Raw genomic sequence first — 20,102 nt, 5'->3', positions numbered from 1 at the left:
GTTTAGCTACAGGGAATTAACATGCCTTGGGATGTTAATTCCCTCGCCCGCATGGGTAAAATGTGCATCGAGTTCATAAGCCATCAACTCAAGTGGTGCATTGTGATAACCAAGCTGCTGAATCTCACTCAAGTAACGCTGCATAAATGCTATTGAGCCAAGCTCACCTCACTGTGCTACGTGAACTAATTCATGAAAATGTACACGAAGATTATCTTGCATGTGCGGCAGAACATAATAGGTGTTTTTATAGGTTATGCCTGCAGCGGCCATGTCAATAAAATCGCTCAACCCCATAGAACGTAATTCATCAAAGTCTGGCTTTGGGATTTTATCAACCACAACATAAAAAGAGTTACTCAAAAAATCTAAAGGGTAAAAGTCAGAAAATTCATTCTTAAATTGACTGCAGCATACCCTTTGTGATGTGTAATAAGTGTTAGTTTTATCAATCCAATGTTCTATTTTTTTCAGCACATCCTTACTCCAACATTCACTGATGACTACAAGTTTAAGTTTTAATCTTCTTCAATAAGTGACTCGAGCAGCTCGTGTATTTCTGCTTTGAGTTCTTTATCTTCAATTTTATTAGCACTTACCTTGGCACTTTTAAGGCTATTAATCGCCTCATCTTTTTTACCTAGCTCTATTTGTAAAGTGGCCATTGAATAAGCTATCGATGCCATATGATCTTTATTATTTATTGCAATCGACTTTTCTAGCGCTTTTTCGTATGTAGTGAGAGCGTCTTCAAGCTCTTCGGTAAAGTCAGCTAAGGTTTCCCACTGTACAGGGTGATCTTTTGAGGTATTCTCGTTTTCTTCACAAATCGTTTTAAGCCTAGAATATAATAATTCAAATCTTTTGCGGTCGTTTCTATTTGCAGCCTCCATCAACTGTTCTGCTAAATCATGTACTGCTTTATATACTTTGGTGTTCATCATCAAGAACTATCCTTAACTGGCCGCTAAACTAACTATTTAATTTAGCAAAAATACTATTTATAGGCGTCCTGATCTTATAAGAACGGCTAATTATCTAGGTGTAATGATACATTAATAATAGATAACCGGTTGTAATTAAAAGTGTGGTTTTAAAATTATATATAAAAAGTAGCCCACGTTAGTTACAGTGATACACTGAGAAACTTATAAATACTTAATATACTGGCTAAAAATGAAAGAGTGCAACCAATGTGGCAAATGTTGTATTAAATACGGGGGTGGTGATTTAAGCGCAACTGTACAAGAAATTGAGATGTGGGCACTGTTTAACCCAGAGATTTATCAATATGTTAAAGATGATGAAATTTGGTTCGATCCACATACGCAATTAAGGCTTACCGTTTGCCCCTTTTTAGAAATAGCGCCTAAAAAAGCGCCCTCCCATAAAACAATGTATACCTGTAGCATTTACCTAGATAGACCAGAAGATTGCCGCCAATACCCCAGCTTGGTTTCTGAAATGATACGTGATGAATGCGAAATGATAGAGCCTAAGGATATAAATAACCAGCCTAAAGCGCAGCGTAAACTCGATATAATTATGCTCGATAGCCGCTCTTAAAACAGCTTATCTTATTCGCGTGTTTATTCATCGAAAAAAATTAAGCTATAGTATAACATTGTTGATATGTCAAATACGCGGTGTTATATTATATCACAACATAGTAACCGCGAACCTTTAAGATAATGACAAAGTTAACATTAATTTCTTCTGCAGTTTTTTCTGTTTTATGTTCTCATTCAGCACTTGCTGCTACCGTTACCGGTAAAATAACAGATGATAAAAACCAACCTATTGAAAATGCAGCTGTACACGTACATGGTAAAGACCAAGGTGTAAAAACCAACGCACAGGGCGAATTTTCTATTGATGTAGACTCTCAAAGCCAATTACACGTAAGTAAAGACAACTTTATAGACTCGCGTATTGCCGTAAATGAAAACTCAAACAATGTGACGGTTTCACTTACCCCTACCTCGGTAGAAACCGTTGTTGTATATGCCTCTGCACTGCATAAAAACAGCCTAGAGATGATTTCTCCAGTCAGCGTTTTATCAGGTGATGAGCTTAAAAACAAATCAAAACCTACCCTTGGTGAAACGCTAAAAGGCTTACCAGGTGTAAATGCCAGTTACTTTGGTCCGGTATCGTCAAGCCCTATTATCCGTGGTTTAGATGGCCCTCGCGTTAAGATTACCCAAAACGGTTTAGATGCTAGCGATGCATCGCGTATTGGTCCAGACCATGCGACTTCAAGCGACAGCTTAGCGGCTGAACAAATTGAAGTATTGCGCGGACCAAGCACCCTACTTTATGGCTCAGGTGCAATTGGTGGTGTAGTAAATGTAGTTGATAACCGTATACCAACGAGCAATTTAGATGATTTATCCGGCGCTGCTGAATACAGCCACGACACGGTATCTAATTCAAATACGGTGGCTGCAAAACTAGAAACAGGTAATGATGGATTTAACTTTCATTTTGATGGTACCAAACGCAGTGGTGATGACTATGAAACACCGACCTTTAGTATTACAGATGAAGATGGTGACGTTGAAACAGCAAACACTGTAGAAAACACCTTTATAGATAGTGATACATTCAATGTGGGTACTAGTTATGTGGGCGATCATTTAACGGTTGGCTTTTCTTACGGTAGCATTGAAACCGATTACGGTATCCCTGGGCATGAGCATCATGACCATGACCATGAAGGTGAAACCGAAGAAGAACACGACGATCACGCAGAGGAAGAAGAAGAGTCTGTTTATGCTCATCTTGAGCAAGATCGTTGGCAAGGCCTGATTAGTTATGCGCTGGATAATAACTGGGTTGAGAATATTAACCTTCGTGTTGGCTACACTGATTACTCACACAGTGAAATTGAAGACGGTGAAATTGGCACTACCTTTAAAAACGAAACAACCGAAGCGCGCTTAAACGTAGAGCATAAATTAGCTCAATGGCACGGTATGATTGGCTATCATTATAGCGAGTCTGATTACGACGCTATTGGTGAAGAGGCCTTTACTCCTGCTAGTGTTACCACTACTCATGCACTCTATCTACTAGAAGAGCGTGAATTTGGAGATGTAACTGTAGAGCTTGGTGCACGTATTGAAGACTATGAGATTACAAGCACAATTACAGAAACAGAGCACGACCACAGCCATGATGAAGAAGAGGAAGATCATGATGAAGGTGAAGAAGAAAGTATTGCATACAGCGAAAGCTTTACTAATGTAAGCGCCTCAGTCGGCGCCATTTGGCAATACACACCTGGGCAAAGTGTAGCGCTTAGCTTATCTCACTCTGAGCGTGCTCCTCTTTCTGCTGAACTTTTATCTAATGGTTTACACATTGCCACAGGTACTTATGAAGTAGGCCTTGGCTATCATATTGAAGATAACGAGGTACACTTTGAGCCAGAAGACATTAAGCAAGAAAAATCGACTAACCTTGATTTAAGCTTTAGACGCTTTAGCGGTGATTTTGGCTACACAGTAAACTTTTTCTATAACGATATTAAAAACTTTTATTACCAACAAAATACAGGCTTAGTTTACGACGAAGAAGATGGGTTAGAATCAGCGATTGGTGCACACGATGATGCGGTTGCTGTTTATCAATTTGCCAGTAAAGATGCTGAGCTATATGGTATTGAGTTTGACGTGCACTACCAAATAGACCCAAGTGCGATGATTAAAGTTTTTGGTGATTCAACTCGCGCTAAGCTTAAAGATGATGCGGGGAATTTACCACGCATCCCTGCTAATAAACTAGGCTCTGAATTACAATACAACTTGGGCGATTTACAACTAACGCTCACCGGTACGCACTACTTTGAGCAAGACGATATAAGCGCCTTCGAGACCAAAACAGATGGCTACACAATTGTTGATGCACAAGCTAATTATCAATTAAGTTTAGGCGCTATTGATACGCAGCTGTACTTAAATGTAGATAACATTACCGACGAACTTGGCTTTGTTCATAGCTCGTTTATAAAAGATAAAGCTCCACTACCAGGCAGAAACTTCCGCTTTGGTATTAGAGGTTACTTTTAATAAAGCTTTGGCATTTATTTAGTTAGTTTTAAAACCGCATTTTATATGCGGTTTTTTTATGCCACTTCATTTAATTAACTAGGCTATTTAATTGATGTTTATAAAGCAGTAAGCGTGAGACGAAGATTTAATACCATCGCAGTAATAAATAAATCTAAGTATTAAATGGTGCGCTATTGAGGTTAAAAAATTCATTTTAAAGTAACCAAACAGCGTATTGTTGCCTAGCTAGCAACACGGCTATCTGTCCTCATCATAGCCTACTTCTTCAAACTGTTTGGGCTACACTGGTAAAGAACTGAGAATTGGTATTAAACTTCGTATTACAAAAAAGCCGTGGTCTAACACCACGGCTTTTTAAATACTGACTTAATTACTAAATTAAGAAAGGATTTCGTGTAGCTCAACGTCAAATATAAGCGTTGAGAAAGGTGCAATTGCAGCACCTGCGCCACGTTCACCATAAGCAAGCTCATGAGGAACGTAGATACGCCATTTAGTGCCTACAGGCATCATTTGTAATGCTTCAGTCCAACCTTTGATTACGCCACCCACTGGGAATTCAGCAGGCTGACCGCGCTCGTAAGAGCTATCAAAAACAGTTCCGTTAATTAGTGTACCGTGGTAGTCAACACGTACTGTAGACTCAGCTGTTGGCTTTTCGCCTTCACCCGTTGCTAATACTTCGTATTGTAAACCAGACTCTGTAACAGTGATTTCAGGACGCTTAGCGTTTTCTTCTAAGAATGCGATACCTTCAGCAGAAAGTACTTTTGCTTCTTCTTCACGACGCGCTTGGATCTCTTCGTTAATTTTTTCAAATGCAGCTTGAATCTCAGGGATCTCAACTTGAAAAGCGCTACCAGCGTACGCATCTTTCATGCCTTCAAATACTGAATTTAGGTTTAAGCCTTCAAAAGGGTTAGACTTAAGTTGCTCACCCATTTGTAAGCCAATACCGTAACTTGCTTTTTCAGCATCTGTAGTAAAATTATCTGACATAATGTGTTTTTCACGTTTTGTTAGTTAAAAGACGCGTACATGCTAACATAAAATAAAACCGGTTTGGGGCTAGTTTTTACTGTGTTTTACCTTAATTTTGCCAACTATGTAGCTACAAAGGGGTAAACTGAATAAAAATCCAACAAGCAGTGGCCATGCTATTAAACCGCCACTGCCAAACAACACTAGCGGCACTAATACTAAACCTACTAAAGCAATAAAAGCGGCGCCAATTACAGGCCAATGCGTATCGTACTTAGTAATAAGGTGCGCAGTTAAAACATTAAAGCCAATACCATATGCAAAGGCAGTGATAAGCGTTGCGTCTGGTTGCGCATCTGCTGCCATTTTTATTAATAAATTAATCGCGCTTTGATAACAGTAACCAAATACAATCCACAGTAATACATGCTTTACTAAGCGTTGCGATGTAGTCAGGTCTACTTCTTTTAACATTTATTAAACTCCACAAAGCAAAAAACCGCCCATAAGGCGGTTTTTTTAGATAATGGTGGAGAGATAGGGATTTGAACCCTAGATAGGCTACAAACCTATGCCGGTTTTCAAGACCGGTGCATTCGACCACTCTGCCATCTCTCCGTACGGCGCGAATAATAGGGGGTATTGAGCAACTTGTAAAGAGCTAAATATAAATAATTAGCTAAAAAAGGCATTTGCTTCAAAAAAACACCAAAAACAACTAAAAACCTAGGTTGCTCATTGGTCTATTAGTAGTATTGCTTTGGTCTACGTGCAATCCACGAGCAAATCAAACACAGTAATAAGCTAAGCGCTAAAAATGTAACGCTTTGAAATATTAAATCAAAACGGTTTAAATCATCACTTGGTACAACCACAAATAAAAACGCAGGCAATACACTTAGCAACAACACATAAAAACAAATTTTAAATGCCCGGCCAAAATCGAATCGTTTAGTCTGCTGCATCCACCATGTCAATAAAACAAGCATTCCCATGGCAGAGCCTGCAATAAAATGTGCAGTATTAGTACTCATTGCAACGTACAGTGTAACAAAAGCACCTACGATTCCCCAAATTGACCATGCCAGCCAATTCTCTTTTTCTTGTAAAAATAAATTTCCCATCGTTTTCGTCTTCTTTATCGTTATTTTTATTAAGACTTTCCATACTTTAGCAAAAAACAACCGATTAAAAAACAAACTGAAGAAGAAAAAGTTAACCTAATATTGCTTCCGTGCGCTTCTCACAGCTAAATCAAAAAGGGCGAGCTTAACAGCAGCAACCTTAATGCTATATGACTGCGCAAAACTGCACTAGTTCAATATTAATTACAAATCGGTGAAGTAGTCCTCTGGTTTATGTTTAGCTGGCTTTTTGCACTCAACCTCTGGAGTACCAAGATACAAATACCCTACAATTTCATCTTGTTCGTCTAAATTGAGGGCATTTTTTACAGCAGTGCTTTGGGCAAAATAGCCTGTTCGCCATACACCACCCAAACCTTGTGCAAAAGCGGCTTGCTGCATTGCAAGTACACTGCAACCGGCGCTTTGTACTTGCTCAATACGCGGCACTTTTGGATGAGCTTGATACTTTGCAATAGCAATGATGATCATTGGTGCGCGCAGAACAAGCTCTTTTGCGCGTTTAATCACTTTTTCTTCTTGCTGCTCAGCAACGGCACTTTGATAGTATATTTCTCCAAGCTTTTGGCGAGCATCGCCCTGCACTACAATAAACTCCCAAGGTGCTATACATCCGTGATCAGGCACCCGTAATGCAGCTTGCTTTATAATATCGAGCTGCTCTGAATTTGGCCCTGGGGCAGTTAATTTAGCGTCAGATTGGCGGGTTAGTAAAAGCTCAATAGCATCCATAGCGTACTCTCATAATTCAAAACGTTAGAGTACCATTTATGCCTTTAAAAAATAAACTCTGCTTAATTATCAATTTTATTAAAATCATACTTACCCCCTTCGTATTAAAGCGCCCTTACTGTACTAAATGATATTCAGATCCCCCTGTTTAAATACGAAAGAGGCGCTATACACTTAACACGCGTTACAAACAAAAAGGGCGTATAAAAAATATTTATACGCCCTTTTTAAACCAATTTGCTTGCTACTGTTTTACTACTGCGCGCCTTAGCCAATAATCAACACTGACGTAGCGACCGCCACCTACAAAAAACAAGCCAAGTAACATGGCAAAATAAATAGCAGAAAATTCGATACCGTTATTTATTATGGAAGGTTTACCTTTTTCATATAAGTAATCTGTAAATCCGTGCTCTTCAACTATGTCCCTAATTTTACTTATACGCTCTTGTACTTCTAGTGAGTTTTCAAGGCTTTCTTTTGCCCCTGGTATCGCTAACCAATCAAGTACTTGAGCCGAGCTGGTCGTAGGGTTTGATGGCGCTATAGCAAACCAACCATTATGCCAATGCACAGTTGTTGCTGCCACAACCATTGTAAACATGAGCGGAATGCTTACTAGGCGAGTAAATAAGCCAAATAATAAAAACCAACCGCCTAAAAATTCACTCCACCCAGCCAAAAAAGCCAGTAAATCAGGGAAGGGTAACCCTAAGCCCCATTCACTATTTCCAAACCATTGCACAACACTTGCATCAGCAAGAAAATAGCTAAAAAAGCCGTCGGTTTCTCCACTTAAGGCTAATTTATTAAAGCCCGCAATAATCATTACAGGAGCTAAGATTAAACGAAAAAGTAATGCGGGTAATCCGTCGGCATAGGATAGATTACCCATGATTTTATTATACAAAAAAAATAATTTACTCATGTGTGGCCTGCTTTGTCAGTATATTTAGTTATGAACTCTATACTTACCAGACCCGAGACCACGGTAAATTATTTCATTTTATTAACACTGTTAAATAGCTCTGGCCACTTGAAGCGCCTCAAAAATTGCACGCTTGGCATCAATTGCTGCAGCTAATTTTGCGCCACCAATAACATGTACTTTTGCATTTTCGCGATGTTGCTCAAGCACTTCACTATTAGAAACCTGGCCTATACACGCAATAACCGTATCGACAGGTAATACTTGTTTTTCACCTGCAACAGTAATTGTAAGGCCGTTTTTATCAAAACTATGGTATTGGCAATCAGCAATTTGTTTAACACCATGCTGCTTAGCAACCTGACGATGTATCCAACCTGTGGTTTTACCTAGTCCGCTACCAAAGCGCCCTGCACTGCGTTTTAGCATATATAACTGTCGCTCGTCTTTATGTGGCTGTGCCTCGCACTCAATACCCCACTGTTTTTTAAACTCAGGAATAGTTTGCGATTTGTGCTCGCTTAAAAAAGCAACCATATCAAAGCCAATACCGCCGGCGCCTAAAATGGCGATTGATTTACCAAGCTCTACTTCACCGCGAATCACTTCATCATAGGCAAATACGCGTTTATCATCACTGCACTTAATTGATGCTTCACGGGGGCGAACACCTGTAGCAAATACGATGTCATCGTATTTTTGCAACATTGAATCATCGTAGGCTTTTCCAAGCTCAACATTTACGTTAAGCCTTTCAAGTTCATTGGTAAAATAGCTTAGCGTATGGTTGAAGTCTTCTTTACCAGGTATTTGCATGGCTAAATTGAATTGGCCACCCATTTGTGTTTTTTGATCGATAAGCGTTACTGTGTGCCCTTTTTGAGCCAAATAACAACTTGCCGAAAGCCCAGCAGGACCCGCACCAACCACCAATACATTTTTAGCTTTAGAAGCTTTATCTAGAGGGTAATCCAGTTCAAAAGCAGCTTGTGGGTTGACTAAACAGGTTGCACGTTTATTTTTGAATACGTGATCTAAACAGCCTTGGTTACAGCCAATACAAATATTTATTTGTTTAGTTTGCTGATTTTGGTATTTGTTAAAAAATTCAGGATCGGCCAATAAAGGACGTGCCATTGAAATTAAATCGGCTTCTTCATCGTTTAGAATTTGATTGGCTATATCCGGTGTATTGATACGGTTTACAGCTATAACAGGTACATTTACCACTGACTTTAATCGTTTTGACGCTTCTTTAAATGCGCCTGGTGGCACCATACTGGCAATTGTCGGCACGCGTGCTTCATGCCACCCAATGCCGGTATTAAAAATATCAACACCAGCTTGCTCAAGTGCTTTAGCCTGAATAGTCACCTCATCAGGGGTTGAGCCATTCGGGATAAGATCCATAACAGATAATCTAAAAATAATTAAAAACGTATCAGATACTTTCGCTCTAACGGCTTTCACTATTTCAAGCGCTAATCGCATTCTATTTTCTAGGCTGCCGCCGAACTCGTCATCTCGCTTATTGGTGTGTGGCGCCATAAACTCGTTAATTAAGTAACCTTCAGAGCCCATTATTTCCACACCATCGTAACCCGCTTTTTCTGCCATATAAGCAGAGTGAGCAAAGTCTTTTATCGTTTTTTTAATTGAGCTTAACGACATTTGTTTAGGCTTATACGGATTTATAGGCGCTTGAATAGCACTAGGTGCTTGGTTAAACGGGTGATAAGCGTATCGACCAGCGTGTAAAAGCTGCAAACATATTTTTCCACCATGTTTGTGAACGGCGCCTGTGTATGCACGGTGTTTAAATACATCATAATAACTATTAAATGATGAAGAAATAGGCGTTAATTTGCCACGCAAGTTAGGGCTATACCCGCCCGTAATGATCATGGCCGTGCCACCTTTAGCGCGCGCCTCATAAAAGGCACTTAATCTTTTTCGGTTATGCCACCCTTCTTCAAGGCCTGTATGCATTGAGCCCATTACTAAGCGGTTTCGTAATTGTGTGTGTTTAAATTCTAATTGTTGTTCTAACATCCTGTGCCCCGTTAACTGGTCTAACCTGTATACATTAGCTAATTCTGCTTTAATGGCAAGTAATTAGCAATATGTGCCTGCATTTAATTAAAAATACTATTAAAAACGTATATTTATGTAACCTTATAAACACTTCGTTACGATTTAGCAGTTAAAATTATTTTTATTCTAGGCTAAGATGGAACTAATGTATTAGCTGTACCAAATTAAGGAGCTATTTTGATAGCAAAGGTATTTAAAGGTATTTGGGCTGGAATCAACTTTTCTCGTCGTTTAATACTTAACATTTTGTTTTTATTACTGGTTGTTGTGTTTTTTATGTCACTTTCAAATGATGACGATACAATAATTGTAGAAGATGGCTCTGTACTTAGGCTTAATCTTAATGGGCCTATCGTAGAAGAAAAAACATACATAGACCCAGTTGAAGCAGCCATTAACGATGCAACATCAAGTTCAGAAGCACCTAGCGAAATTTTGCTTGATGATGTAGTCAAAGTAATTGATGAAGCCACTCAAGATGAGCGCATCAGCGTTATATTACTTGATTTACAGGAAATGCCTAAAGCTCACTTAAACAAGTTAAAGCGTATTACTAAATCGTTAGATGCCTTTAAGCAAGCGGGTAAAAAAGTGATTGCATCAGGCTACTATTACACTCAATCGCAATATTATATTGCCTCTCACGCCGATGAAATTGCAATGCATCCATATGGTTCGGTAGCCATTGAAGGCTATGGAATGTATCCACTTTACTTTAAAGAAGCACTCGAAAAACTTAAAGTAACACAGCATATATTCCGTGTTGGCACATTTAAGTCGGCAGTAGAGCCGTTTATTCGTAACGATATGTCTGATGCAGCTAAAGAAGCTAACCGTGTTTGGCTTGGAGCGTTATGGAGCGAATATAAGCAAGATGTTGCTGCAGTGCGCCCTTTTGATGAATCTAACTTTGACGAAACCATGGATGCTTACCTTGCTAAAATGAAGGCTGCAAATGGCGATGCAGGTAAATATGCCCTCGACCATCAATGGGTCGATTCGCTTAAAACAACTCAGCAGATTCGCCAACAACTCATTGATTTAGTTGGCGCACAAGAAGACGGTAAAACATTTAAGCAAGTGTCTTTTCGTGAGTACTTAAGCTTAGTTAAGCCCCCTATTGAATTTGATAACCCAATTACAGAAAAAGTAGCTGTGGTTGTTGCAAAAGGCACCATAGTTGACGGTGAGCGCAAAGCAGGTGAAATTGGCGGTGACTCTACCGCAGCATTACTTCGTAAAGCACGCCTTGATGATAAAGTAAAAGCCGTTGTTTTACGTATTGATTCGGGTGGCGGCAGCATGTTTGCCTCTGAGGTTATTCGCGCTGAAGTATTAGCACTTAAAGCCGCAGGTAAACCCGTTATAGCATCAATGAGCTCAGTCGCCGCATCTGGTGGTTATTGGATTGCCTCAGCAGCTAACGAAATTTGGGCCGCTCCAAGCACCATCACCGGCTCTATAGGCGTGTTTGGCACCTTCATGACTTTTGAAGATACGTTATCTGAAATTGGTGTGTACTCAGATGGTGTTGCCACAACAGAAATGGCTGGATTTTCTATTACTCGCCCTCTTAATGAAAAAATGGCGCAAGTTATTCAAATGAGTGTCGAAGAAGCGTATGGCCGCTTTTTAGAAGTGGTAGCTGATGCGCGCAATATGACACCAGAGCAAGTTGATAAAATTGCACAGGGGCGTGTATGGATAGCTTCACAAGCACAAGAGCTTGGCCTAGTTGATAAGCTTGGCGATAAACAAGATGCAATTGATGCCGCTGCAGCACTTGCAAAACTAAATCACTACGAAGTGAAAACGATTAAGCAAGACCTAAGCCCACAAGAAAAAATGCTGCAAGATATTTTTGGCAGTGCATCGGTTAAATCTATGCTTGGTTTAAATACAAATACTACCTCTGTGTTAGCCACACAAGCGAACATTAATACGGTGATAAAGCGTCTAAGTAGTGAAGTAGCTGATCTTAAAGATTATAACGATCCGCAAGGTGTATATGCACGTTGTTTAGTGTGTAGCGTTGCACAATAAAAGTGCACGTATTTACATAAGCAGCTGTATTTAAAACAACTTAACGTTATACTAAGCCCAGTTTTTTTACTGGGCTTTTTTATGAAACGTAAACGCATTTATATCGCATACACTGGCGGCACCATAGGGATGAAAAAATCGAGCCGAGGATACATTCCTGCTGAGGGTTTTTTAACAGAAACAGTGGTCAATAACGCAGAATTTAACCGTGAAGAAATGCCTCTTTTTGATATTCACGAATACTGCCCATTAATCGATTCCTCAGATATGTCACCGGCGCACTGGCAACTTATAGCTGATGACATTAAAAGCAAATACCACGATTACGATGGTTTTGTGGTACTGCATGGCACCGACACAATGGCTTATACAGCCTCAGCCCTGTCGTTCATGTTCGAAAACTTAACTAAACCCGTTATTGTTACAGGCTCGCAAATTCCTTTATCGCAATTACGCTCTGATGGGCAAGTAAACTTATTAAACGCCATGTTTTTAGCGGCTAATTACCCGATAGCTGAAGTAAGCTTATTTTTTAATAACCAATTATTTAGAGGTAACCGAGCCACTAAAGCTCATGCTGATGGCTTTAATGCGTTTGCATCGCCTAATCTAGAGCCTTTAGCGTTATCTGGTATAAATATTCAGCTAATTAAAGGTCAACTTAGTCCTTATGTAGAAAACGAACTACAGGTAACCACCATTACACCCCAACCCATTGGGGTCCTTTATTTATACCCTGGCATTAGCAAAGACGTGGTTAAAAGTTTGGTGAATGACAATATAAAAGCACTGGTATTGCTTAGCTTTGGCGTAGGTAATGCTCCACAAGACCCTGACTTTTTAGACGTACTAAGTGAGGCAAGTAAACGCGGCATGGTTATTGTTAATTTAACGCAGTGTTTAAAAGGCCATGTAAATATGGGCGGCTATGCTACGGGTAACGCGCTATTAAATATTGGTGTAATAAGTGGCTACGACATGACACTAGAGGCGTGTTTAACAAAGCTGCATTATTTGTTTAGCCAAAACCTAGAAATTGAAACGATTCGCCATTTAATGCAAGACAATTTACGCGGTGAATTAAGCCGCTAATTTGTGTTACCAAAACGCAAAAGGCACGCTGAACAGCGTGCCTTTATTATTTTATAAACGCGGTAATTATCTTACTTTTGCGTCTATGCTCACTAAATCGGTTAAGTGACACACTTCACCTGAGTGAGTTTTAATACCATGCTCACCAAAGTAATCACGCTGAGCTTGCACTAAGTGCCCATTACTTGGTGTAGTTAATGTTGCTAAATACGTTTGAGTGGATGCAAGTACAGGGAACGCTAAACCGGTCATGATTGCTTGCCCAGTTACTTTACGTAGCGCATTGGATTCGTTTTCAAGTGTATCAATGTATTCAACACCTTGAGCAACGCTATCTAAATAATCAGCACGAATAATACAACCAGCACGCCATGTTTGCAGAGTTTTAGACAAATCAACTTTCCACTGGTGAGTGCGAGACGCCCCTTTTATTAATGCTAAACCTTGGCGATACGCTAATAAACTCGCCAATGTGAATGCATCTTTTAGCTCTTCAAGGTCGACATCAACTTTGTTGGTCGCTTTAGCAGCATACGTCATCTCTTGCGCAGCGGTAGTGTCACATACATTGGTTAAGTGACGAGCTTGCACCGCAGCAACCAATGAGGGAACAGCAATACCTAATTCAAGTGCATTTTGTGCAGTCCAAAGGCCTGTGCCTTTTGCACCTACTTTGTTATCAATTAAATCAACCAGCGGTTTTTGTTTGGTATTTTCAAGAGACAAAATATGACTAGAAATAGCAAGTAAATAGCTGTTTAAGTGGCCGGTAGACCAGTCATCAAAAATTTCAGCCACTTCTTTAGGTGAGCGACCGGTGCCAATACGCAGTAATTGATACACTTCTGCAATAAGCTGCATGATTGCATACTCAATGCCGTTATGAACCATTTTTACAAAGTGACCACTGGCTGATTGACCCACGCGGGCAAAACACGACTCGCCATTGTAACTAGCTGCTACTTTTTCAAACCACGGTTCAATTCGCTCCCAACCGCCTTCTGAGCCACTTGCCATCATTGCAGGACCATGGCGTGCGCCTTCGGCACCGCCAGAAATACCCATGGTGGCAAATTCAAATTTGTTTTGATACTTAAGTTTACGGTTAATGCCGTCTTTGTAGTTACTGTTACCACAATCTACAATCATATCGTTACACTGTACGCCAGCTTCAACAAGCTCATTACATACAGCATCAACTAGTTCGCCCGCAGGCACTAATAATAAAATAGAGCGAGGTGCTTCTAAACGCCTTACCATGTCTCCTAAATCAGAAACAATATGAAGTTTATCGGCCATGCCTTGCGATTTAGCACAACTTAATAACTCTTCACCCGCATGTGGATTTTTATCATATGCGACTAATGTTATGCCTTTTTCAATCATGTTTAAGGCAAGGTTTTTGCCCATAACGCCTAACCCGACTAATGCAACTTGCATTTAGTGTCCTCCTCGGTAACAACTATTTGGTTAGTAAACTCAGTAATTCATAAAATAATACCGCGTGCATTATACTCATACCGCCATAAAATGCGAACGTTGAGCTAATACAGCATGCTTTTTTATTACGCTAATAAAAAGCACTGCAATTGTATCAAATATAAGGGCTTGGCGGTTACAAATACTCTACGCATTTTAAATTTAAGATCATTGACCTATTTTGACACCGGTGTCATAATGATGACATATTCGTTTTGTATAAAATAGTGGCAATACTAACTAGTTTGCCTATAACTAAAAATGTTTGTACATAAGTTATAAGTATTTTGAAGTCACAAAATAACCGTCAACCTGCTTATACATCTAAGCACACAGGAGAATTTGATGCTAAGACGCACAAAAATAGTCGCTACACTTGGGCCTGCAACAGATCGAGATAACAACTTAGAAAAAATTATTCGCGCTGGCGCTAATGTAGTACGTTTAAACTTCTCACATGGTGTTGCACAAGATCACAAAGACCGTGCACAAGCTGTACGCGAGATAGCCACAAAATTAGGTAAACATGTAGCTATTCTTGCAGACCTTCAAGGCCCTAAAATTCGTGTTTCAACGTTTAAAGAAGGTAAAGTAAACCTTGAAGTAGGCGCTAAGTTCACCTTAGATGCAAAAATGGAAAAAGGTGAAGGCGATGTTAACGCAGTCGGTATTGATTACAAAGAATTACCACAAGATGTAAGCCCTGGGGATTTGTTGCTGTTAAATGATGGCCTTATTCAACTTACTGTTGAACAAGTTGACGGTCACTTAGTGCACTGCTCAGTAACTGTAGGTGGCGTTTTATCAAATAATAAAGGTATTAACCGTTTAGGTGGTGGTTTAACAGCCCCTGCATTTACAGAAAAAGACAAAGAAGATTTAATCACAGCCGCTGAAATAGATGTTGATTACATTGCAGTATCATTCCCACGCAGTGGCGATGATATGCGTTACGTACGCTCTTTAGCTGAAGCGGCTGGCTCTAAAGCACAGTTACTTGCAAAAATTGAACGTGCTGAAGCCGTAGAAACACAAGAAGCAGTAGATGATATTGTATTAGCATCAGACGCTGTTATGGTTGCCCGTGGTGACTTAGGTGTTGAAATTGGCGATGCTGCACTGATGGGTAAACAAAAACTCATTATACGTCGTGCTCGTTCATTAAACCGTACTGTTGTAACCGCAACACAAATGATGGAATCGATGATCGATAACCCAATGCCAACACGCGCAGAGGTTATGGATGTAGCAAATGCCGTACTTGATGGCACAGATGCAGTTATGCTTTCAGCAGAAACCGCTGCCGGTGATTACCCTGAAGAAACAGTAGCCACAATGGCCCGTGTTTGTTTAGGCGCTGAATCGCAAAAAGAGACTCATGTATCTAAGCACCGTTTAGACAGCCGTTTTTCTAACAATGCAGAATCTATCGCGCTTTCGGCTATGTACGCTGCAAACCATTTAGATTCGGTTAAAGCAATTGTTACCTTAACAGAGTCAGGCAGCACCGCTAAACTTATGTCGCGTATCAGCTCTGGTTTACCTATTTACTCGCTGTCACGTCATGCTAGTACGCTAGGTCAAACAGCGCTTTATCGTGGTGTTTACCCTGTGTTTTTTGACTCGACTAAAACTGAAAAAGACGGCATGGTAAAAGCTGCCCTTGATACACTTGTAGCACAAGGCTCTTTGAAATCAGGTGAGACAGTCATTATTACTCACGGTGACTCAATGGAAACTGTGGGCGCAACCAACACAATGAAAATTGTAACTGTTGCATAGTTTCTGCCTTATATAAAAAATGCGAGCTAAGCTCGCATTTTTTGTGCCTGTAAAATAGTAAACTAGCTGGCCAGCGCTGCTTTTACTTTATCGCGGTAGCTTCGGCTTACTTTAAGCTCTTGTCCGTTTTCAAGCACTAATAAATACTCACCACTTACTTGTGTCACCAGCTTGCTTATTTGTTTAGTATTTACAATGGCACTGCGATGAACGCGAACAAACAAATGTGGATCGAGCTCTTGCTCAAGCTCTTTCATTGTTTTGCGCAATATATGTGTTTGCCCGTCTTGGCAATGTAAACACATATAATCGCCCGCGGCATCAACCCACTGAATTGTCGCAACCGGCACGCGAATAATTTCCCCCTGCTCTTTTACAGCTAATGATTCTGGGTAACGTTTGTCGGTTAGGGTATCGCCGGTGGCCAATTTTTTAAGTATTTCTTCACAATTATTACCCGTAATACCGGCAACAAAACTCGCTAGTTTTTTCTTATGGGCGTTGTCTTGCTGTGTTTTTAAGTAACTATGCACTTTTTCTACCGCCTGTTTTAGTCTGTTATCGTCAACGGGTTTTAAAATGTAATCCAAAGCATGTATTTCAAAGGCCTTTACTGCAAATTGATCAAACGCAGTAACAAACACAATTGCGGGTAACGCTTTAGTGCTTTCGCTTAAGGCACGGGCAACTTCAAAGCCATTCATTCCTGGCATTTGTATATCTAAAAAAACTAAGTCTACTGGGTGCTCTTTACATGCTTCTATTGCATCAGAGCCAGAACTACACAGTTTAACTACTTCTATATCTGTATATTCTTCAAGTCTTACTGCTAAGCCCTTTCTTGCTAATGGTTCATCATCAACAATGATGGTTTTAATTTTAGTCATTTCTTCACAGCCTTCTCAAACGGTACTCGCAGATTAACTTTCAATCCACTTGGCGTATTATGTGATAATACAAACGAATAATTATTTTCATAGAGCGTTTTTAATCTGTCTTTGGTATTTGCTACCCCTACCCCTTGTGCATTTACAAGTTGTCCGTTTATTAGTTCGGTACCGGGGCCATTATCACCTACTTCAAGTAGTAGCTCGTTGGCAAAAACCTGTGCTTTTATGTCTATCACACCGCCTTGTGACATATGCGCAATAGCGTATTTAATTGCGTTTTCTATTATCGGTTGCAAAATTAAGCTCGGCACAAGGGCCTCTTTTGCTTGCTCGCTTACATCTACATTTACTTTTAAGCGTTCATCAAATCTGACCCGCTCTATTTCTAAATACAGCATTAATGCGTGTAGCTCTTGCTCTAAAGGCACTTTTTTAATGGGATCAGTATTTAGCGTATAACGCAAAAAATCACTCAACCTTGCCACCATTAAGTTAGCATCTTTATTTTCTTTTACCAAAACTAATGTAGAAATAGCATTAAGCGTATTAAATAAAAAATGCGGGTTAAGTTGATATCTGAGCATTTTTAATTGCGCTTCATGGGCCATTGTAGTGGCTTTAAGCGCTTTTTGTCGCTCACTTTGTAATAGCTGATAATACTTTATGCCAAAGTATAAGCCACTCCAACACAAAATTATGTAAACAGAGTCTAAGCCATGCTGTAAATAGTAAAACCAATCTTCTGGGCGGTAACCGTGGCGGTATATTTCCCACAAATTAAATTTTTGTACAATTGCCCATAACGTACCTGTAATGTACGAGGCACCAAATACAACCACCATTAATATCCACGGTGATGCATTCCAAGTTTTTCTGTAAATATAACGAAGTGGGACTGTCATTAAACAGCCTGCATAGGCATTTAATAATATAACGAACACATAAATGTCACGCATTTCAAATACTTTAGAGCCGATATAATTTACAAGCGCATAACCAATCCAGCCTGCAATTTGCAATAGCCAAAAAAAGCGTTGCCTGTTATCAACTAAAGATTGCCAATTCAAAATAAAATACAACTCCGTATAAGTTAGCCAATAAGTTAAATTTACGTTAGCTAATTTAACCACTGGTTTGGTTATTATATCGATTATTACAAAGTGTTAGCAGTACCAACTATCTTAATTTTTAAGAGGCTTACCGCAAAGTTAAGCCAATAAAAAAGCGAAAGGCTTTAACCTTTCGCTTTTAAAATGCCGATTCAATCAGCTCGTATGTACAAAGCTAGCTTGTAAACTAGGCAAGCTTATCTGAGGCTACTTTATAAGTTGGGTCTTCAATTACGTTAACCTCGACTAAATCACGTGCTTTATGTAACAACTGCTTACAATCTTTACTTAGGTGGCGTAAGTGAAGCTGCTTACCTGCTTTTGTGTATTTATCAGCTAGGCTGTCTATGGCTTCTATAGCACTGTGATCGGCAACGCGACTGTGTTTAAACTCAATAATTACATCTTTAGGGTCATTTTTAACATCAAATAACTCAGAGAAGTTTTTCACTGAGCCGAAAAATAACGGGCCATGAAGCTCATACACTTTAGCACCTTGCTCGTCAATGTAGTTGGTTGTGTAAATATGTTTTGCATGTTGCCAAGCAAAAACTAAGGCAGAAACAATAACACCAACACACACCGCAATGGCTAAATCGGTTACTACGGTCACACCAGATACTAATACAATCACAAAGGCATCAGACAGTGGTACGCGCTTCATCATTTTAAAGCTTGCCCATTCAAACGTACCAAGCACAACCATAAACATAACACCGACAAGCGCAGCCAATGGGATCATTTCTATTAAGCTAGATGCGAATATAATAAAAGCAAGTAGCATTAATGCTGCACTTATACCCGACAAGCGCGAGCGTCCGCCCGAATTAATGTTAATCATCGATTGCCCAATCATGGCACAACCCCCCATAGCGCCAAAAAAGCCACACGTTACATTGGCAGCACCTTGGCCAATACACTCTTTATTTGAGTGACCACGGGTTTCGGTAATTTCATCAATTAGGCTCAGCGTTAACAACGACTCAATTAAGCCAATAGCCGCTAAAATTAATGCATACGGAAAAATGATATAAAAAGTGTCTAAGGTAAATGGAACCATTGGTATATGAAACTCTGGCAAGCCGCCGGCAATAGTCGCCGATTCATTACCTGTCATCCCTTTTAGAAAATCAAGTACAGTGCGTGAGTCTAAATCAAGGCCTATTACTAACGCGGTTACAGTTACAATAGCCACTAAAGAAGAAGGCACCGCAGTAGTTAGTTTTGGTAAAAAGTGAATAATAGCCATAGTTAACGCCACTAAACCCAACATGATGTAAAGGGCTTCGCCCGTCATCCATTGCTGGCCGCCTGCACCATCGGGTACTTTAAACTGGCCAAGTTGTGCTAAAAATATAACTATCGCTAATCCATTTACAAAGCCAAGCATAACCGGATGCGGAACCATGCGTATAAATTTACCAAGCTTAAATACCCCCGCGAGTATTTGCAGTATCCCCATCAAGAGCACTGTGGCAAATAAGTACTCAACACCGTGATCGAGTACCAAACTTACCATTACAACCGCTAATGCACCGGTAGCGCCCGAAATCATACCTGGGCGGCCACCAAAAATAGCCGTAATTAAACCAACGATAAACGCGGCATAGAGACCAACTAAAGGTTCGACATTTGCTACAAAAGCAAACGCAACAGCTTCTGGAACGAGAGCAAGTGCTACAGTTAAGCCAGATAAAATATCGTTTTTAGCAGAGCTAGGCGCTTTGCTGAGTAAGTTAAACATTGAGTTC

At 40.0% G+C, this 20,102-nt stretch carries 17 protein-coding genes and 1 tRNA gene; 5 read left to right on the top strand and 13 right to left on the bottom strand.

The window, feature by feature from the left end:
- Positions 1-168 precede the first annotated feature (168 nt).
- Complete coding sequence (locus CWC16_RS20415) at positions 169-363, bottom strand: hypothetical protein (protein WP_502705076.1); 195 nt, start codon at positions 361-363, stop codon at positions 169-171.
- Positions 364-518: 155 nt separating this feature from the next.
- Positions 519-944: a tetratricopeptide repeat protein gene (locus CWC16_RS13285; protein WP_138541864.1), complete on the bottom strand. Its 426-nt coding sequence runs from the start codon at positions 942-944 to the stop codon at positions 519-521.
- 232 nt (positions 945-1,176) lie between these two features.
- Between CWC16_RS13285 and CWC16_RS13280 the strand changes: the two genes are divergently transcribed.
- Entirely contained in the window at positions 1,177-1,566 is a 390-nt protein-coding gene (locus CWC16_RS13280) for a YkgJ family cysteine cluster protein (RefSeq protein ID WP_138541863.1), read from the top strand.
- A gap of 125 nt (positions 1,567-1,691) precedes the next feature.
- Positions 1,692-4,073: a TonB-dependent receptor gene (locus tag CWC16_RS13275; protein WP_138541862.1), complete on the top strand. Its 2,382-nt coding sequence runs from the start codon at positions 1,692-1,694 to the stop codon at positions 4,071-4,073.
- Positions 4,074-4,454: 381 nt separating this feature from the next.
- Here CWC16_RS13275 and bamJ read toward each other — a convergent pair whose 3' ends face one another.
- The 7 genes from bamJ to CWC16_RS13240 all read right to left on the bottom strand — a co-directional run bounded on the left by bamJ (position 4,455) and on the right by CWC16_RS13240 (position 9,914).
- Positions 4,455-5,075, bottom strand: a complete 621-nt coding sequence (gene bamJ, locus CWC16_RS13270) for a BamJ family beta-barrel-assembly machinery protein (RefSeq protein ID WP_055018421.1) — start codon at positions 5,073-5,075, stop codon at positions 4,455-4,457.
- Between the two features lie 69 nt (positions 5,076-5,144).
- Positions 5,145-5,531 carry a hypothetical protein gene (locus tag CWC16_RS13265; protein WP_138541861.1) on the bottom strand — a complete coding sequence of 129 codons (387 nt, stop codon included), beginning with the start codon at positions 5,529-5,531 and terminating at the stop codon, positions 5,145-5,147.
- 53 nt (positions 5,532-5,584) lie between these two features.
- A tRNA-Ser gene (locus CWC16_RS13260) sits at positions 5,585-5,675 on the bottom strand.
- A 128-nt stretch (positions 5,676-5,803) separates the two neighbouring features.
- Positions 5,804-6,181, bottom strand: coding sequence for a hypothetical protein (locus tag CWC16_RS13255; protein ID WP_055016461.1), 378 nt, complete (start codon positions 6,179-6,181; stop codon positions 5,804-5,806).
- 204 nt (positions 6,182-6,385) lie between these two features.
- Positions 6,386-6,934 carry an NAD(P)H nitroreductase gene (locus tag CWC16_RS13250; protein ID WP_138541860.1) on the bottom strand — a complete coding sequence of 183 codons (549 nt, stop codon included), beginning with the start codon at positions 6,932-6,934 and terminating at the stop codon, positions 6,386-6,388.
- Positions 6,935-7,178: 244 nt separating this feature from the next.
- A complete protein-coding gene (locus CWC16_RS13245; protein ID WP_138541859.1) occupies positions 7,179-7,862 on the bottom strand; it encodes an HvfX family Cu-binding RiPP maturation protein in 684 nt (227 codons plus the stop codon).
- Positions 7,863-7,952: 90 nt separating this feature from the next.
- Positions 7,953-9,914 (bottom strand): oxidoreductase, encoded by a 1,962-nt coding sequence (locus CWC16_RS13240; RefSeq protein ID WP_138541858.1) that lies wholly within the window; start codon positions 9,912-9,914, stop codon positions 7,953-7,955.
- A 219-nt stretch (positions 9,915-10,133) separates the two neighbouring features.
- On the opposite strand from CWC16_RS13240, the gene sppA reads away from it, so the two are divergent.
- Positions 10,134-11,999 (top strand): signal peptide peptidase SppA, encoded by a 1,866-nt coding sequence (gene sppA, locus CWC16_RS13235; protein WP_138541857.1) that lies wholly within the window; start codon positions 10,134-10,136, stop codon positions 11,997-11,999.
- Positions 12,000-12,080: 81 nt separating this feature from the next.
- Complete coding sequence (gene ansA, locus CWC16_RS13230; RefSeq protein ID WP_024034079.1) at positions 12,081-13,091, top strand: asparaginase; 1,011 nt, start codon at positions 12,081-12,083, stop codon at positions 13,089-13,091.
- A 66-nt stretch (positions 13,092-13,157) separates the two neighbouring features.
- On the opposite strand, the gene gnd is transcribed toward ansA, so the two are convergent.
- Entirely contained in the window at positions 13,158-14,531 is a 1,374-nt protein-coding gene (gene gnd / locus CWC16_RS13225; RefSeq protein ID WP_138541856.1) for an NADP-dependent phosphogluconate dehydrogenase, read from the bottom strand.
- 384 nt (positions 14,532-14,915) lie between these two features.
- Here gnd and pyk point away from each other — a divergent pair, with 384 nt between their 5' ends.
- Entirely contained in the window at positions 14,916-16,352 is a 1,437-nt protein-coding gene (gene pyk, locus CWC16_RS13220; RefSeq protein ID WP_055018643.1) for a pyruvate kinase, read from the top strand.
- A gap of 62 nt (positions 16,353-16,414) precedes the next feature.
- Here the strand turns inward: pyk and CWC16_RS13215 are convergent, their stop codons facing one another.
- From CWC16_RS13215 to CWC16_RS13205, 3 genes are all read right to left on the bottom strand, one after another.
- Positions 16,415-17,239 (bottom strand): LytR/AlgR family response regulator transcription factor, encoded by an 825-nt coding sequence (locus tag CWC16_RS13215; RefSeq protein WP_055016454.1) that lies wholly within the window; start codon positions 17,237-17,239, stop codon positions 16,415-16,417.
- Positions 17,236-18,309 (bottom strand): sensor histidine kinase, encoded by a 1,074-nt coding sequence (locus tag CWC16_RS13210; RefSeq protein WP_138541855.1) that lies wholly within the window; start codon positions 18,307-18,309, stop codon positions 17,236-17,238. The genes CWC16_RS13215 and CWC16_RS13210 overlap by 4 nt, the downstream gene beginning before the upstream one ends.
- A gap of 229 nt (positions 18,310-18,538) precedes the next feature.
- Positions 18,539-20,095: a SulP family inorganic anion transporter gene (locus tag CWC16_RS13205; RefSeq protein ID WP_138541854.1), complete on the bottom strand. Its 1,557-nt coding sequence runs from the start codon at positions 20,093-20,095 to the stop codon at positions 18,539-18,541.
- Between the last annotated feature and the right edge of the window lie 7 nt (positions 20,096-20,102).

Source organism: Pseudoalteromonas sp. S3776, from assembly GCF_005886915.1.
GTDB lineage: Bacteria > Pseudomonadota > Gammaproteobacteria > Enterobacterales > Alteromonadaceae > Pseudoalteromonas.
The sequence above is the reverse complement of the archived record's forward strand: the minus strand, read 5'-3'. Positions and strand labels throughout refer to the sequence as shown.